The 15,717-nt window shown below is 29.3% G+C and carries 18 protein-coding genes and 1 tRNA gene; 3 read left to right on the top strand and 16 right to left on the bottom strand.

What is annotated here, in order from left to right; all coding sequences use genetic code 11:
* Window position 1: 1 nt before the first annotated feature.
* The 8 genes from EBB51_RS02230 to EBB51_RS02195 form a co-directional block, all read right to left on the bottom strand.
* Window positions 2-328, bottom strand: a complete 327-nt coding sequence (locus EBB51_RS02230) for a ribosomal-processing cysteine protease Prp (protein WP_123052948.1) — start codon at window positions 326-328, stop codon at window positions 2-4.
* A 2-nt stretch (window positions 329-330) separates the two neighbouring features.
* The gene (gene rplU / locus EBB51_RS02225) at window positions 331-645 is read right to left on the bottom strand and encodes a 50S ribosomal protein L21 (protein WP_123052947.1); all 315 of its coding nucleotides are present in this window, start codon (window positions 643-645) and stop codon (window positions 331-333) included.
* A gap of 148 nt (window positions 646-793) precedes the next feature.
* On the bottom strand, window positions 794-2,245 hold the full coding sequence (locus EBB51_RS02220) for an Rne/Rng family ribonuclease (RefSeq protein ID WP_243103935.1): 1,452 nt from the start codon (window positions 2,243-2,245) through the stop codon (window positions 794-796).
* 87 nt (window positions 2,246-2,332) lie between these two features.
* Window positions 2,333-3,049: a TIGR03936 family radical SAM-associated protein gene (locus EBB51_RS02215; protein ID WP_123052945.1), complete on the bottom strand. Its 717-nt coding sequence runs from the start codon at window positions 3,047-3,049 to the stop codon at window positions 2,333-2,335.
* Window positions 3,018-4,877 carry a TIGR03960 family B12-binding radical SAM protein gene (locus EBB51_RS02210; RefSeq protein WP_123052944.1) on the bottom strand — a complete coding sequence of 620 codons (1,860 nt, stop codon included), beginning with the start codon at window positions 4,875-4,877 and terminating at the stop codon, window positions 3,018-3,020. Before EBB51_RS02210 ends, EBB51_RS02215 begins: the two co-directional genes overlap by 32 nt.
* Before the next feature lie 68 nt (window positions 4,878-4,945).
* The gene (locus EBB51_RS02205) at window positions 4,946-5,800 is read right to left on the bottom strand and encodes a M50 family metallopeptidase (protein ID WP_123052943.1); all 855 of its coding nucleotides are present in this window, start codon (window positions 5,798-5,800) and stop codon (window positions 4,946-4,948) included.
* A gap of 20 nt (window positions 5,801-5,820) precedes the next feature.
* Window positions 5,821-6,642, bottom strand: a complete 822-nt coding sequence (locus tag EBB51_RS13935; RefSeq protein ID WP_279221815.1) for a M23 family metallopeptidase — start codon at window positions 6,640-6,642, stop codon at window positions 5,821-5,823.
* Between the two features lie 148 nt (window positions 6,643-6,790).
* Window positions 6,791-6,976 (bottom strand): H-type small acid-soluble spore protein, encoded by a 186-nt coding sequence (locus EBB51_RS02195; protein WP_243103893.1) that lies wholly within the window; start codon window positions 6,974-6,976, stop codon window positions 6,791-6,793.
* Between the two features lie 166 nt (window positions 6,977-7,142).
* Between EBB51_RS02195 and EBB51_RS02190 the strand changes: the two genes are divergently transcribed.
* Together EBB51_RS02190 and EBB51_RS02185 are read left to right on the top strand one after the other, a co-directional pair.
* Window positions 7,143-7,358 carry a hypothetical protein gene (locus tag EBB51_RS02190; RefSeq protein ID WP_123052940.1) on the top strand — a complete coding sequence of 72 codons (216 nt, stop codon included), beginning with the start codon at window positions 7,143-7,145 and terminating at the stop codon, window positions 7,356-7,358.
* A complete protein-coding gene (locus tag EBB51_RS02185; protein WP_123052939.1) occupies window positions 7,359-7,868 on the top strand; it encodes a hypothetical protein in 510 nt (169 codons plus the stop codon).
* A 103-nt stretch (window positions 7,869-7,971) separates the two neighbouring features.
* On the opposite strand, the gene EBB51_RS02180 is transcribed toward EBB51_RS02185, so the two are convergent.
* From EBB51_RS02180 to yjeM, 4 genes are all read right to left on the bottom strand, one after another.
* Window positions 7,972-8,046, bottom strand: a tRNA-Glu gene (locus EBB51_RS02180).
* 183 nt (window positions 8,047-8,229) lie between these two features.
* Window positions 8,230-8,643, bottom strand: a complete 414-nt coding sequence (locus tag EBB51_RS13730; protein ID WP_207667288.1) for a hypothetical protein — start codon at window positions 8,641-8,643, stop codon at window positions 8,230-8,232.
* 301 nt (window positions 8,644-8,944) lie between these two features.
* A complete protein-coding gene (locus EBB51_RS02170) occupies window positions 8,945-9,484 on the bottom strand; it encodes an XRE family transcriptional regulator (RefSeq protein ID WP_123052938.1) in 540 nt (179 codons plus the stop codon).
* Window positions 9,485-9,670: 186 nt separating this feature from the next.
* Window positions 9,671-11,170 (bottom strand): glutamate/gamma-aminobutyrate family transporter YjeM, encoded by a 1,500-nt coding sequence (gene yjeM / locus EBB51_RS02165; RefSeq protein ID WP_123052937.1) that lies wholly within the window; start codon window positions 11,168-11,170, stop codon window positions 9,671-9,673.
* Between the two features lie 186 nt (window positions 11,171-11,356).
* Between yjeM and EBB51_RS02160 the strand changes: the two genes are divergently transcribed.
* Window positions 11,357-11,959 carry a hypothetical protein gene (locus EBB51_RS02160; RefSeq protein ID WP_123052936.1) on the top strand — a complete coding sequence of 201 codons (603 nt, stop codon included), beginning with the start codon at window positions 11,357-11,359 and terminating at the stop codon, window positions 11,957-11,959.
* Window positions 11,960-12,035: 76 nt separating this feature from the next.
* On the opposite strand, the gene cobO is transcribed toward EBB51_RS02160, so the two are convergent.
* From cobO to EBB51_RS02140, 4 genes are all read right to left on the bottom strand, one after another.
* Window positions 12,036-12,551, bottom strand: coding sequence for a cob(I)yrinic acid a,c-diamide adenosyltransferase (gene cobO, locus EBB51_RS02155; RefSeq protein WP_123052935.1), 516 nt, complete (start codon window positions 12,549-12,551; stop codon window positions 12,036-12,038).
* 20 nt (window positions 12,552-12,571) lie between these two features.
* Entirely contained in the window at window positions 12,572-13,123 is a 552-nt protein-coding gene (locus tag EBB51_RS02150; protein WP_123052934.1) for an NUDIX hydrolase, read from the bottom strand.
* Between the two features lie 21 nt (window positions 13,124-13,144).
* Entirely contained in the window at window positions 13,145-14,599 is a 1,455-nt protein-coding gene (locus tag EBB51_RS02145) for a PLP-dependent aminotransferase family protein (RefSeq protein ID WP_123052933.1), read from the bottom strand.
* A gap of 108 nt (window positions 14,600-14,707) precedes the next feature.
* Window positions 14,708-15,685, bottom strand: coding sequence for a membrane dipeptidase (locus EBB51_RS02140; protein ID WP_123054959.1), 978 nt, complete (start codon window positions 15,683-15,685; stop codon window positions 14,708-14,710).
* Between the last annotated feature and the right edge of the window lie 32 nt (window positions 15,686-15,717).

Here is a 15,717-nt window from a genome sequence, read left to right as displayed (position 1 = left end):
ACTACACCTCCTTTACACTAATCTTTATATATTTTCCATAACTTATTTCAAGATTTTTCAAACCTAACAACATAGTCTTTATAAGTACTTGACACTTTTTTATATCATCATCTGACAACTTTTCAATAGAAAAACTTAAAAAGCCATCATCTATTGAATATTCAGCATCAACTTTTAAAACTTCTAACATACCAATCAAAATAGTTTGAGATATAACTGAAATGGCACTGCACACCATATCAAATTCTTGATTAGTTGATTCGGCATGACCTTTTAATCTAGCCGAAACAAAGTTGCTAGATTTCTTTACAAATTCTATATCAACCATAATTATGCATTTATCTTTTCTATTTGTAATTTAGTATATGGTTGTCTGTGTCCTTGTTTCTTTCTGTAGTCCTTTTTTCTCTTATACTTGAATACAATAACTTTTTTGCTTTTTCCTTGAGCAACTACTTTAGCAGTAACTTTTGCTCCTTCAACTTCAGGTTTTCCTACTACGAAATCACCATTGTCTTTTGAAACTGCAAGAACGTTATCCATTTCAACTGTACTATCTACTTCTGCTTCTAGTTTTTCAACGTATATAACGTCTCCTTCTGAAACTTTATACTGTTTTCCTCCAGTAACTACAACTGCATACATATTAAAACACCTCCTCTATCCAGTCTCGCCATTAAGGTACATATATTCTATGTTTAGGAACCTAATCTGCGCGGTCTACAACAGCCATTGTAACATATGCCAAGTTATTTGTAAAGCACTTTTTGTACTATATTCAACAATATATACACTATTTTAGCTTTACAGAACTACTATTGTATATATTAAACTTTTTTAGTGCATTTATTTGACTTAAAAAAATCAATGGTTCTACTTTAAAATAATCTTTTAAATCATAAGTTAAATATATGTTTAAATTCAAAGCATCAATATCACTTATAAACTTTAAAATATCATCTTCTACATTCTTCTTATATATTTGGTTAATTACTATATGTATATCTTTTATATTGCTGTTAGACCTTACCTTGATTATTTTATTTTTTATAAGCATACAAAGATATTCAAGCTTTAACATTTTACCTTTTCCTCTGCATATATTACAATTTTCCTGCATATATTCATATATTGATTTATTCAATCTCTTTCTTGCTATTTGAATCAAATTCAATTGTGTAAAAGGATAAATGACAGTTTTATTTTTATCATCTAAAAAACCTTGTTGAAGTTTACTTATGACTTTACATTTATTATCTTCATTCTTCATATCTATAAAATCTATTATTATTATGCCGCTTAAATTTCTAAGTCTCACTTGTCTCGCTGCTTCTTCTGCCGCCTCATAATTTGTAATATACGCTGTCTTTTCCATAGTACAGTTTGTTACATTTTTTCCTGAATTAACATCTATGACATACATGGCTTCAGTCTTATCTATAACTATGTATCCACCGCACTTTAAGTAAATTCTATTATTTAAAAGACTTAAAAGCTCTTTTTCTATACCATAGTACTCAAATAAATTACTTGTACCATTAAAAAGTTCTAAATCAATTTTATTATCTAATATATTTTCTAAAAAATTTCTTATAAAAACATAATCCCTTTCCGAATTTACATATATCTTATAATTATCATAATTTATTCTGTCTTTAAGGATCTTTCCTATAACACCGCCATTATCAAATATCAATCCTGCTTTGTTAGTAGATTTGTATTTATTAACTATGTCATTATATACTTTGTATAACTTTTCTAATTCATCATTTATAACTTCTACTTTTACATCTTTTGCTGCAGTTCTCACAATTACTCCAATTCCATCTGGCTTTTTAATATTGGAGGATATAAATTTTTTCTTTTCCTCGTCAGTTATCTTTTGAGAAAAATTTATTTTATTGTTTGATGTAATTACAGCCGAATATATACCCGATAAATTTATACCATTTATTACCTTTGGTCCTTTATTGTAAGTTCCTTCTCTAACAACCTGAACAATTACTTTTTCACCTTTTTTTAAATCACTATTGTTAAATTTATCATCAAGATACATATAAGCATTTTTCTCATAGCCTATATCTATAAAAGCACTTCTAATAGCAGGGATAATATCTTTTACAATACCACTATATATTTCTCCTGAACAAGGATTTACAGTATCTTGTTCCATAAGGCATTCTTCTAATTTATTATTATTTTTTATAGCTATTCTTAAAAGATATTCTTGTCTTTCTATAAACATTTCCTTCAAGTAAATCACCTACTTATATATGATCATCTATGCTGCAATTCGCAGCATAAAATAATACAAAGTATTATTTTTATATTACTAATTGTATTCTTCTGCAGCTTCATAAAGTGGAATTAAGCCCTTTTTTGAGCTTGCATACATCTCTTCTCTCTTTATGTCAACAAATGCATCTAAATTAGCACCTTGAGTATTATTTTGTATAAACTTTGCCATAAGTTCAGGTGACAAGTTTTGCCTACTTCCACAAGCAGCCAAAGTATTTATTGTTAAAACATTATCTCTTATAGCATATTCAAATTTCTTAATTAGCAGCTTTATGTTTACACTGCTTTCTTTAGTTTTGCTCTTTTTTATAGTCTCCCAATTTTCTTTTTTTAGTAAAGTTTTAATTTCACTTTCAAGTGAAGTTGTATCATTGTATTTTATATTTATTGAGTATTTAGCTGCATCTACTGCTGCCATAGACTTAAATACCTTTTTATTTTGAATTTCTTTTACCTTTACTGCTTTAAAAATCTTTATACCGGGTGGGGTTGCCTTATTTAACTTTTCCATTACAACTTCAATATCTACATCTTCGCTAAGTTCTAAATCCATATAATCTCCTGAAGAATAAACTCCAACAGCCAAAGGCTGTGCCAATGACATATTTACATGTGGATTAAAACCTTTAGAAAACTCCAGAGGAAGTCCAGACCTTCTAAGGAGTCTCTGTATAGTCCTCATAAGATCAAGATGGCCTACAAATTTTATAATGTCTTCTTTACTGAACTTCACTAAATAACGCACCTTCAAAACACTTCCCATCTAAATTAGTATTTACTCCGCAGCCCTTACAACCTTGTCTGCAATCCGGAGTTACTTCAGCCTTTTTAGCCTTTTCATTTTCACGTATTAAGAATACTTTGTCTACACCTACATCAACAAAATCCCATGGAAATATTTCATCATAACTTCTCTGCCTGTATGCATAAAAATCACCATCAACATTGCACTCTTTAAATGCTTCTATCCATGCATCAAAGTTAAAGTATTCAGACCATCCATCGAATTTAGCACCTTTTTCAAAAGCTTTCACAAGAACATCACATAATTTTCTATCGCCTCTTGCAAATATAGCTTCAAGATAGCTAACAGGTGTTTCATGCCAGTTGTAAACTACGTTCCTATTTTTTATCAAACTCCTCAATGTATTTATCTTTTCCCTAACATCGTCCATTCTAACTTGAGGTGACCATTGAAAAGGAGTAAATGGTTTAGGTACAAAAATTGATGTACTTACTGTAACCTTAAGTCCTTTTTTTCTCACCTGCTTTGGCACTGAATAGTATTCATTAACTACTTTATATGCAAGATCTGCTATTCCACGAACATCTTCCATAGTTTCATATGGAAGTCCTATCATAAAATAAAGTTTTATAGTTGACCATCCTGATTCAAATGCACTTTTAACAGAATCTATCAAATCTTTTTCTGTTACACCTTTATTTATAACATCACGCATTCTCTGAGTACCTGCTTCAGGAGCAAAAGTCAAACCAGTTTTTCTTATCTTTTGTATTTCATTTATAAGATCAACAAAAAATGAATCGATTCTAAGCGATGGAAGTGACACTCCTACTTTATCTTTTTCATGCTTTTCAACTAACTTATGTATTAGATTTTGTATATCTGAATAATCACATATACTTAGAGAAGTTAATGATATTTCTGAGTATCCTGTACTATGTATTAATTTTTCTGCTAGCCCTAATAGCTTATCTGTCTTCTTTTCTCTAACTGGTCTATATATCATTCCAGCTTGACAAAATCTACATCCTCTAGTGCATCCTCTAAATGTTTCAAGAACTATTCTATCATGCACTATATCAGTATAAGGCACTACAATTTTATCAGGATATGGTACATCAGTGAAATTTTTTATTATCCTCTTTTTTACTTTCTTTGGTACATCATCATATAAAGGCTTAAATTCCTTTATTGTACCGTCTTCATTATAATCAACTGAATACAATGAAGGCACATAAATTCCTTCTATATGTGATACCGCCCTTAAAAATTCTTTCTTACTTTTCTTATTTTTATACTTTTTATAAAGATCCATTATTTCATCCATTTGTTCTTCGCCTTCACCCATTGCAAAGAAATCTGCTATATCATAAAGTGGTTCAGGATTATATGCACATGGTCCGCCGCACATTATTATAGGATCATCTTCTGATCTCTTAGATGCCCTAACAGGTATCCCTGACAAGTCAAGCATATTCAAAATATTTGAATAACTCATTTCATATTGTAATGTGAAGCCAATAAAATCAAACTCATTTAATGGGTCCTTGCTCTCAAGTGCATAAAGCGGTATATCATTTTCTCTCATAAGTTTTTCCATATCAGGCCACGGTGCAAAAACTCTTTCACAAAATGTATCTTGCCTTTCATTTAATACATAGTAAAGTATTTTCATTCCTAAATGTGACATTCCAACTTCGTAGACATCTGGAAAACAAAATGCAAATCTAATATCTACCTTTTCCTTATCCTTATCATAGGAGTTAAATTCTCCTCCTATATAACGTGCTGGTTTTTCAACTTTAAACAATATATCATCTGAAATCCTATTCATTTATTATCCTCCGTAAATATTTTTCATATTTTTATATTTTATCACAACAGTATATAATTTTACACAAATTATATATTCTTATCTAGCTTATTTAAAAACTCTTCTACTGTAATATTACCATAAATTTTTAAACCTTCTATTATGTCATTTTCATATATTATATCAATAACTTTCATTTTATCATCGAGTATTACGAAAACATTATATTTATTTTTATCAAAAATACTCATTAAACTTAAAATATCTTTTTTATAATATACTGAAATAACCTTATTTTCAATATATCCTTTTTTTATAAATTTATATTTCTTTTTAATTATATCCCCCATAATTATATAAGGTATCCTTTCATTTTCTTTTAAAGATGATATCATTATAAAGAGTCCTATTATTCCAAGGCTAAAATTATTAAAGCCTTTAAGGAATAAAAGTATATAAAAAAACATAAGTAAAATTCCAATTATAATACTTATATCTATCATTATTTTATTGGATTTTCTATAACTATATTTATAACAGAGTAAATCCCTTAAAATTCTTCCTCCGTCTAATGGAAATCCTGGTATCAAATTAAAAATACCTATTGCTAAATTACCTAAAAAAAGTATATTGAATTCATTAAAGTAATACTTTTTACTCAATACATAAAAAATTACAGCCATTATTATATTAAATACAGGCCCTGATAAAGATATTATTAAATCTTGCTTTGGTTCAGCATCATCAAGTTCCTTAAAATTTAGTGCTGCACCAACAACCATAAGTTCTATTCCCATTCCATAAAAGCCATAAAGTCTGGCAAAAATATAGTGAACAAATTCATGGGATATTACGATAAACATAGTATACATTATCTGGCCTTTATAACCTATAATAAACAAAAAAATAATGTACGGAATAAAATATCTATTAACTTTAATCACTGCAGTCTAACCCCTATTCATTACTTTTTGACTATATTAAAATACTTATCTGGATTTTTATTTTCCCCCATGTATAAAAGCTCAAAATGAAGATGCGGTCCGGTAGATTTGCCCGTGTTACCACTTTTAGCTATAATCTGTCCTTTTTTAACCGCATCATCTTTTTTAACAAGTATTTTTTTTAAATGTCCGTATTTAGTTTCTATGCCATCTCCATGATCAATTAATATATAATTTCCAAATCCCGCACTATCATTTCCACAATCTTTTATCTTACCATAGTAAGCTGCCTTCACATTGGCATTTTCATTAACTTCAATATCTACACCTTCATGAAAACTTATTTTATTTGTAACTGGATCTTTTCTATATCCAAATGCAGATGTTTCGATACCACTTATAGGTAAGGCAAAATTTTTTTTTATTTTATTATCTATAGTATTTATTCCTGTAACCTTAGACTTAACATTTTCTATAAAATTCATAAATCCTTCACTAACATCATTAAAATTTATATTCTTAATTTGACTTATTAAAGCTTTATAATCATAATTTTGATTTATCAACTGCTTAGAATAATTATAAACAGCTTGTGTTTTTGAGTTAACTACAAGTTTACAGCCTATAACTATTCCAAAAAGCACTAGCACACCTACTAAATCTATTATAATTCTCCTTGTAAAATAATTACTATTTGAATTTTTCTTTCTTAAATTATTATCTAAACCATTGTATTTAACAGGACGTCTTATATTGTTTCTTCTTCTAAATGAATTGTAGTAGTCTTCGTATTGTGAATTATAACATCCCATATTTAAATCGTCTCCCCATTTTTTATACATACATTTTTACACTGCAACTATATATATATATATATTTTCTTATTAATATTTTATGACTTACTTTTATGTTGCTTTTAAAATTTATATACAACAAAAAAACAGCTAACTCACTTAAAATTAGCTGTCTTCTAACTACTTACATTTAAAATTATTCCTTTAGTTCTGAAATATCAACATTAAATCGCTGATTTGTATTTATATCTCTTATTTGTATTTTATTATCCTGATCTGTACTTATACCTTCAAGCCATACTGGATCATTTCCATACTTCACTTCTATAATCCCTTTGGATTCTAATACTTCTTTTACTCTTTGTTTATTCAAAATTATCACCTCCTAAATATATAGGATTTTAAATCATAAATTTTTTATACTTTAAAATTAAAAGAATCTTTTAACACTATATAAAAGTTCATGCATGTATATTAATGTAGCAATATCAACTTTTTTACATATTGCAATATAGAAGATTAAGATTTGATTTTAGAGGTTATAACTTTTGAATAATAAACATGATGGACATAGTATAGAATACTCCGCAGATAATCAAAAGTATTACCATTGGGAAGCCAGTGATAATAATTGTAATGACTGCAATCAAGAAGAATATTGTAAAGATGAACATGTATTTAGGCATAAATGCTGCCCTAAATTTATACCAGGACCTCAAGGACCTCAGGGATCTCAAGGACCTCAAGGGGGCCTCCAGGAATAAATGAGTGTTAATGCAGCTGATATAAGAATTGAAACAACAGCACCTCAACCAGCTATAAACAATGGAACTATAGTAAGGTTTTTCCCTAATGCAAATGATGCATCTACAGCATTTTTAGTTGAGGTTAGCGGTAAATCCGAAGGTAATAACAAAGATACAATTATATCTTTATGTGAAATAGAAAATATACAAAGCGAAGCATTAATCGATACTTCTTCTGACTTTGTTCCTGATGCTTTGAAAGCTTTATTAGATAAGAGTATTAATCCTGAATGTGATTGCTGTCAGGAGCAATTAAGAAAACTCTTCCAAAGCAAAGTAGGTACTTCAGATAATACCGTATTTAGTATTGATACAAATAATATAATACAAGGTACTAATAATACAATTGTAGCAACTGGAGGTGCACTGGCATTAATTCGTCTTCCTGATAAAAAGACTGGAGCAGCTGTAGGCTTATGTCAAGTTTCATCTGTAACATTTAAATCGCCTGTCACTCTACCATATTAATCTTTAAATATAGTAACAAACTTCAACAGACAATAAATTTAATAAATATACAAGTTTCAAAAAAGAAAAAATGCTTTAAGCACAATGCTTAAAGCATTTTTTATGGTAGCCACTAGGGGAATCGAACCCCTGATTCCACCTTGAGAGGGTGGCGTCTTAACCGCTTGACCAAGAGGCCATAAAATTAACTTGCTTAATTAGTATACTATAGTATGTCATATAAGTCAATAATAAGTTAGTATTTGTTTGTGTCAAGTTCTATTGGGCAATTTATTTTTTAAATTTTTTCCATTATAAATGTGATTAAAAATTCTATTTTCAAAGGGCTTTGCCCGCAGCCCGAAAGGGCGTATTTATCCCCTTAACTTTTTATCTGGAATTTTAAACTTATCAGGAACGTACCTAGATTTGATTTACACAAATTTAGGTACGTTCCCCAATGGTCTAAATGCCGCTTAGTCTTCAGTTTATGAAAGACATTATTTTCAATATCCCACCTTTTATGCATTACTTTCCATAGAGTTTCTACTAATATAAATTTATCTGTTGTTATGATCCATCCTTCTTTAATCTCTATTTTATCCCCAGTATGGATTTCTTCTATAAATTTTATGAATCTTACTTTTATATCTGAATTAGACATTTGAAAATTATCATCATCCCAAGCTTTAATATTTCTATAAGCATTTATGTTTTTCCTTACAGTCCAATATTTATCTGCCCCACGGCATTTAAATAAGGCTAACGCATCTTTTACTCTCACTACTGCATCCATTCCTATGGAAAGGACTTCTTTTTTTGATTTCCAACAAAACCATTATAAAAAGGATGCTTTTATTATTCAAATTTTTCTCATATAATTTCTAGTAAAAATCGGAATTTATTAATTCTACTATAAATACTCATAAACCTTTATAATCCAAAGGGCTATCATCCTAAAAAATTTTTTAAGTGCTAAACCTCTGTATTATTTTTTGCGATTCAATAATATGCATATTAAGAAAGCTTAAAATCTAGAAATACTTCTGATTTTAAGTTTTGATAAATATTTTGAATAGCATATAAAATGAGATGGATTAAAAGCTAGGAGGAGTCATTGTCCATATTGATATGGCTTCGACGTCACCAATGTTTACAAACCTATGTGGTACTGTACTGTCGTAATAGATGCTGTCGCCTTCATAGAGAATGTATTCCTTGTTTCCCCATTTTATTTTCATAGTACCATGTATCATATATCCACATTCTTCACCTTTATGGCCTATCTGATCATCTGAGCTGCATTTCCCAGGTTCAAGCTTTACTAGTAATAATTCCATTTTCTTATTTAAGTTAGGACTTAATAATTCATAGGTAACATTTGAATTTGGAATTATTATTTTCTTTCTTTCACTTTTTCGTATAATTGGTAAGTCATCTTTGTAATCATCAAAGAAATAATTCATTGGTACATTGAGTGTCTTTGCAACTTTCCATAGAGATATTACGGATGGTATGTTTATTCCTCTCTCCATTTGACTTATAAGACCTGTACTCAAACCACATTTTTTTGATAATTGTTCAATACTAATTTTTTGCTGCTTACGTAACTTCCTTATTTTTTCACCTAATTCCATAATTTCACCACTCTAAATAGATTATTTAACAAAAATTTAATTTTAAAAACATAACCATAATAAAATAATACTACATATGTTTGCAACTTTAAACCTTAATTTAGTATAGTGTTCAAATTAATCTATAATTATAGGGCTACTTGATAACTTCATATCAAATAGTCCTATAAAAGTTCTAAAATTTAATTATTTTTGAATATTTGCAATTTTTTCGTACCTAGAATACATAAATAATGCAACTATTGAAAATGTTAATGGACCTGCGATCATCCATATAGATGATGTTATGTCTCCTGTTAAAGCCGGTTTTATTATTACAGTTATATTTGCAAATACAACAGTAAACGTAACTATAATAGTCCATATTACTGAGCTTGTATAACTTTTATATATTACAAAAGGTTTTTCTATGCTTGTATTCTTTTTAAACTTAGCAAATACACTTGACATAAATATATAAGGAAGTGTTGTTGCAACGTTTGTCATAAGAACTAATTTATCAAAGAATTTACTAGCACCTTGTCCACCTAAACTTACTATTAGCATAAAGAAAACTATTAAAATACATTGAACCCACATAGCATTTTTAGGAAGACCATCTTTTATTTCAGATAGATTTCCAGGCCATAATTCTTTAGGTGTACCTACTATAAGTTGTTTTAAAGGAGAATATGAATAAGAAATAAGTGCACCAAAGTACGTTAAGAACATAGATAATCCTACAAATCTGCCTATCCATGTACTGAAAGCTATTGCAGTAGAATGACTTAATCCAAGGGCAGTAGCAATTTGATATCCCATATTGTTCATCATTACTATTGTAACATTTACCATGTTTATATTTTTGCCCGATAATACACCTTGCCAGTTAGTAAATATACCACATGCAAATATACCCAAAATATATCCAACTGCAATAAATATAGAACCAATTAGAACACCTTTAGGAAATGTTCGTTCGGGATCTTCAGTATCATCAACAACTCCAGCTACAACTTCTATTCCAGCATATGCTAGTATAGCGAATGATATAAATGATAATACTGATACTGCGGATTCATATGATGGATTTGGAGAATGTAAAAATGCACTAACATTTATTGGCTGAGCTATATGACCTTTGCCTGCTATGAAAACTATTATTGCACCTATATAGGCTACTATATTAATAAATCCAACAGAAATTCCTCCAATAGAGGTTATTTTAATTATTTTATCCAATCCTTTAGTTGCTATAAGTGTTAGAAGTACAGCAAATATTATGGATAATAATCCTAATGTATGAGTTGAATTCATACCAAGTAGAGACCAATTTGAAGTTGTATCTGTACCAAATATTATAGTTGAAAAGTGAACCCATATTGAATTACAAGTTAAGATTATCCATACAAGCCATCCTATATACCACATAAATATTGTTATAAATGCATACTTTGGACCTACAATTTTTTGCATCCACGAGTAAATTCCACCTTTTTCTTTTTTAAAGGCTGTACCATATTCTCCAACCATGAATGCAAATGGAATTAGAAAAGTAATTGCAGCTAGTATATACCATGGAATTGCAGCGTATCCCATTAGCAAAAATGCTCTAGGGACATTTGGAAACATAAAAACAGATGTTACAACCATTAGTGCTAGTGGTATTAATGTTAATTTCTTTTTGCTTTTAATACTTTCTGACATATTTTTCACCCTTTCATTTTATTGAAGCTTATTTGAAAATAAATATTCAATATATTGAATATTTATTTTATTATATCACATATTCTTCATTAATTTTAAAATTCCTTCTATAAATTACATACTTTTTTCAATTATATGAAAAATATTTATTGCAATATAATTTTAAAGATAAATTCAATTCGTAATATGAAAATATGTAAAAATAAAGTATTAAAAGCTATAAGAGCTGGAAAAATTGATGCTGCTAATATAAGTTTTCCTAACCTTATAAATACAATAATATTAAAAATGAAAAACGCAGGACTTATAAACAAGTTATCTAAAAACCTTAAAGATAAGAGAAAACAAAATAAACATATACCTTTCGATATACTTATTGCGCTAGTAATTACAGCCAAAATGAAGCTTAAAACTAGCTTGACTAATGTTACTTTTGCTGTAACTGACAGTGAGTTATTATCAGAGTTTGGATGGAATATGTTAGATACAGATAGAAACCTTAAAAAAGGTTTATTCGCCGAAGGCATTATGAGAAACTTAATTACTCAATATAACCTACAGGAAAATATGTATTTTCAGCTATTTAAAAATATGGAGGAGGGACGAAATTTTTCAGGCAAGTCCCTCCCAGTAGTTCTTAAGAACTATAAAGAAGATAAGCAAAAGTCCGTTATAATATATCCTGACCAATATTTTGGTGTATTTTCCTTTATTGAATTTATTCACTTGTATGCTGGCTGCTTCGCAGAAGTCAGGAGACTTCTTGATCCAACCTTGGCTTTAGTATAGCAGGGTTGGAGGGCTGTGCCTAAATTACGAATTGAAGTAGTATTTTTTATATGAAGCGCGAACCATATATGGATAGTTAATTTTCTATTCCTTTTCTTGCGGCAACACCTTTTTTATAATAATGTTTTACTTCCTTCATTTCAGTTACCAAATCTGCCATATCAATAAGCTTATCTTCTGCATATCTTCCAGTAAGTATTACTTCAACCTCCTCAGATTTATGATTTAACATATCAATAACTTCATCTACTGAGAATAAATTATAATATATTGCAATGTTTATCTCATCAAGTACTACTAAATCATAATCTCCACTTTTTATAACTTCAGCTGCCTTCTTAAGACCTTTTCTAGCACTAACTATATCATCCTCATTAGCATTATTATGTATAAAATAATTTTTTCCAAACTGTTCTAATGTAAAATTGGGCAAGTATTCAGGAACTTTAAGCTCACTATAATTCATACCCTTTACAAATTGTCCAAAAAACACCCTTTTACCTGCACATACCGCTCTCAAGCTCAATCCAAGTGCAGCAGTAGTTTTTCCTTTACCGTTTCCTGTATAAACTTGAATATAACCCCTATCCAATTCTCAACCCCTCTTTTTATTTAAATTAATATGTCGCCAAACACATACCATGGTCCAATACCTATAGCCATGCCGTTTTCTTGTTCTTTCCTTAAGAAGTTTACTATTTCTTCTTTTTTTACATGGATTATTTCAATTTCCTCTTCTTCTTCTAAATGCTGTATTGGATTCTTATTTTCTTCTGAGATTTCATCAATTTCAATTGACACTAAATTTACAGTATCAGTAAGCAGTGCTGGATTTGAATATAACAAAGGGCTTATTTTTTTTACTTTTCCATGATACCCTGTTTCCTCTACCAATTCTCTAAGTGCTTCTTTTTCTAAATCATCATTTTCTATAAGTCCTGCCGGAAAACCTATTATATAATTGTTTATAGCCGGTCTATATTGCTTTATAAATATATATGTGTTTGAGGGAACTAATTTAGGTATTATAACTGCTGTTCTAGTAGTATTGGTCCTCTCTATGCTTTCCCAGTTAACTTCTTTTCCATTTTTACTTGTATACGTTGTTTGCCTCAAAGCTAGCCATTTTCCTTTATACAAAGTCTTATTCTTTACTTGTTTCATAACTATATCTCCTCCATTTATTTAAGCATTTCTTTTATGTGATAAACTTTTAATTACATCTCCTATTATTTTAAGTCCAGACCCTATTTGCTGTATATTAAGTCTCGAAAATCCAAGTCTAAACGTATCAGATCCTGATCCATCCGTATAAAATATATCCCCTGGGGTGAAAATAACCCCTCTTTTGTAACATATATCCAGAACATTTCTTGCGTTTATATTATCTAACTTTATAAAAATGTGCAATCCACCTTCTCCAAAAACCTTAGCACCTGGAATATACTTACTTGCACACTTTATTGTAAATTCATACTTTTCCCTGTATACTTTTCTTGCCTTTCTTATATACTTTTCAAAATTTCCGCTTTCTAAATATTCATAAAGTACAGCTTGATCTAAAAATGAAGTATGGATATTTCTACTTCTTTTAACACTTTCAAGATAACTTATAAGTTCTGCATCCGCAAGTATCCAGCCTATTCTTATACCTGGAAACAATATTTTAGAAAGGCTCCCAGCATACAGTACACTATTACCATCATTACTTAGCGCAGCTATTGGTGCTATGTGTGATCCCATATATCTTAGCTCTTCATTAAATCCATCTTCTACTATTGGAACTTGGTACTTCTTTAATAGATTATATACTTTAATTCTTTTATCTGCTGACATTACAATTCCAGTTGGATTATGATAAGAAGGTATAAGATAAGCAATCTTAAAATCATTATTTGAAAGTTTATCTTTAAGATCCTCTAAATTCACACCATCATCATCCAATTTAACTCCCTCTATATCAAGATTATGAAGTTTCATTATCTTAATAGCTGTATTATGAGTTGGATTTTCACATAGTATTTTATCTCCTTCATTTAAAATGCTGGATAAAATTATATCAAACCCTTCAGTAAATCCATTTGTAATTAATATATCTTTATTTTCAACATTGACTCCCTTATTTTCCATATACTTTAAAAGATATTCTATAAGCGGCTTATATCCTTTTGCATATCCATAATTCAGTATTTTCTCTCCTTCTATGGATATACGATTTAAAAAAGCTTTTTTAAATTCCTCGACTTCAAAGAGACTTTCATCAGGTGCTATACTCTTAAATGAGATCATTCCCTTTTTCCACTTTGCCTCATGTTTTACTATGTCAAGCTTTTCTGCATTTCTAGTGTAAGAATTAATCCTCTTAGTCCAATCTACATTCCATTTACTCTGATGATTTATTTGAACATCTGCAGCAAAAGCTCCCTTACCCCTTTTTGTATATATAAATCCTTCATCTCTCAATGATTCATAAGCACATACTATTGTATTTCTGCTCACATTTAAAAGAGAAGAAAATTCTCTAGTAGAAGGAAGTTTTTCATCTTTTCTAAGCATTCCCTTCAAAATCATGCTTTTTATGTAATCTTTTATTTGAATATAAACTGGTGTTTTCTTATTCAACTTAATATCACTAAACACAAACTTCACCTCTAAAAAATATATAGATAAAGTATATCATATTATAATAAAAAACACCTGCTTTTGAGCAAGTGTTTAATATTTCTATAATCAAATTTCAATATCAATTTATTTTAATATTTCTTTAATGATTCTCTCCATATTTTTATAAGCTACTTTTTCCAAGTCTTCATCTTTATAACCTCTCTTGGATAAAATGTTTAAAAGATTAGGTATTTTGGATGCATCCTCTAAATTAGGAGTTACTGTTGTTCCACTTTCTTCAAATGATGAAGTTGTACTTGAACCAAGGAAATCACAAAAATCAAATCCAAAACCTATATGATCTATTCCTATAAGATTTGCTATATATTCAACATGGTCTGCTAATCTTTCAGCAGATGGATTAGTACTATCTATAAAATCAGGCCAAGCATTCATACCTATTACTCCACCACGCTCACCTATTGCTTTTATCTGATCATCTTTTAAGTTTCTGGCTGCATTGCATACTGAATATGCATTAGAATGAGATGCTATAAATGGCTTAGTAGTATTTTCATAAATGTCCCAAAAAGTTTTTTCATTTGCATGAGATACATCAACTATCATGCCAAGGCTTTCCATCCTCTTTAAAACTTCTATTCCAAGTTTTGTAACTCCTCTTTCCTTATGTGGACTAAGTACTCCTGTTGCAAATTCATTTTCTTCATTCCATGTTAACATTGCATGTCTTACTCCAAACCTATACATCGCATTTATAAAGTTTGCATTATTTTTAAAACCGCTTATGCCTTCTAGTCCTATCAATATGGCAAGCTTATCTTGTTTATTTAAGTTACAAAGGTCATCATAGCTATACACTATTCCTCCATAACTTTTTAGATCTTCTATTTCATCAGCTATTGATCCCATTATTTGAAGCATTCTAGCTGTTGGATCTTGATTAGTATAAGGTGGATCTATCCATATTCCAAGTATAGATGCTTGGACTCCTCCTTTTTTCAGTCTATCAAAATGATATTTTTTTATTACATCTTTTTCTCCATTTGATCTTCTAATAGTAACATCTGTAAATATATCAGAATGTCCATCGAAAACTTTCATCACCATGATTCCCCCTCTTCAATATATTGATG

The sequence above is a fragment of the Clostridium sp. JN-1 genome, assembly GCF_003718715.1.
Taxonomy (GTDB): domain Bacteria; phylum Bacillota; class Clostridia; order Clostridiales; family Clostridiaceae; genus Clostridium_AV.
The sequence above is the reverse complement of the archived record's forward strand: the minus strand, read 5'-3'. Positions and strand labels throughout refer to the sequence as shown.

Coding starts and splice junctions, on each gene's coding strand:
- EBB51_RS02170 (WP_123052938.1), bottom strand. CDS start 9,484: ATGGAATTAGGTGAAAAAATAAGGAAGTTACGTAAGCAGCAAAAAATT.
- EBB51_RS02230 (WP_123052948.1), bottom strand. CDS start 328: ATGGTTGATATAGAATTTGTAAAGAAATCTAGCAACTTTGTTTCGGCT.
- EBB51_RS02210 (WP_123052944.1), bottom strand. CDS start 4,877: ATGAATAGGATTTCAGATGATATATTGTTTAAAGTTGAAAAACCAGCA.
- rplU (WP_123052947.1), bottom strand. CDS start 645: ATGTATGCAGTTGTAGTTACTGGAGGAAAACAGTATAAAGTTTCAGAA.
- EBB51_RS02160 (WP_123052936.1), top strand. CDS start 11,357: ATGAAAATATGTAAAAATAAAGTATTAAAAGCTATAAGAGCTGGAAAA.
- yjeM (WP_123052937.1), bottom strand. CDS start 11,170: ATGTCAGAAAGTATTAAAAGCAAAAAGAAATTAACATTAATACCACTA.
- EBB51_RS02140 (WP_123054959.1), bottom strand. CDS start 15,685: ATGAAAGTTTTCGATGGACATTCTGATATATTTACAGATGTTACTATT.
- EBB51_RS02150 (WP_123052934.1), bottom strand. CDS start 13,123: ATGAAACAAGTAAAGAATAAGACTTTGTATAAAGGAAAATGGCTAGCT.
- EBB51_RS02185 (WP_123052939.1), top strand. CDS start 7,359: ATGAGTGTTAATGCAGCTGATATAAGAATTGAAACAACAGCACCTCAA.
- EBB51_RS13730 (WP_207667288.1), bottom strand. CDS start 8,643: ATGGATGCAGTAGTGAGAGTAAAAGATGCGTTAGCCTTATTTAAATGC.
- EBB51_RS02220 (WP_243103935.1), bottom strand. CDS start 2,245: ATGTTTATAGAAAGACAAGAATATCTTTTAAGAATAGCTATAAAAAAT.
- EBB51_RS13935 (WP_279221815.1), bottom strand. CDS start 6,642: ATGTATAAAAAATGGGGAGACGATTTAAATATGGGATGTTATAATTCA.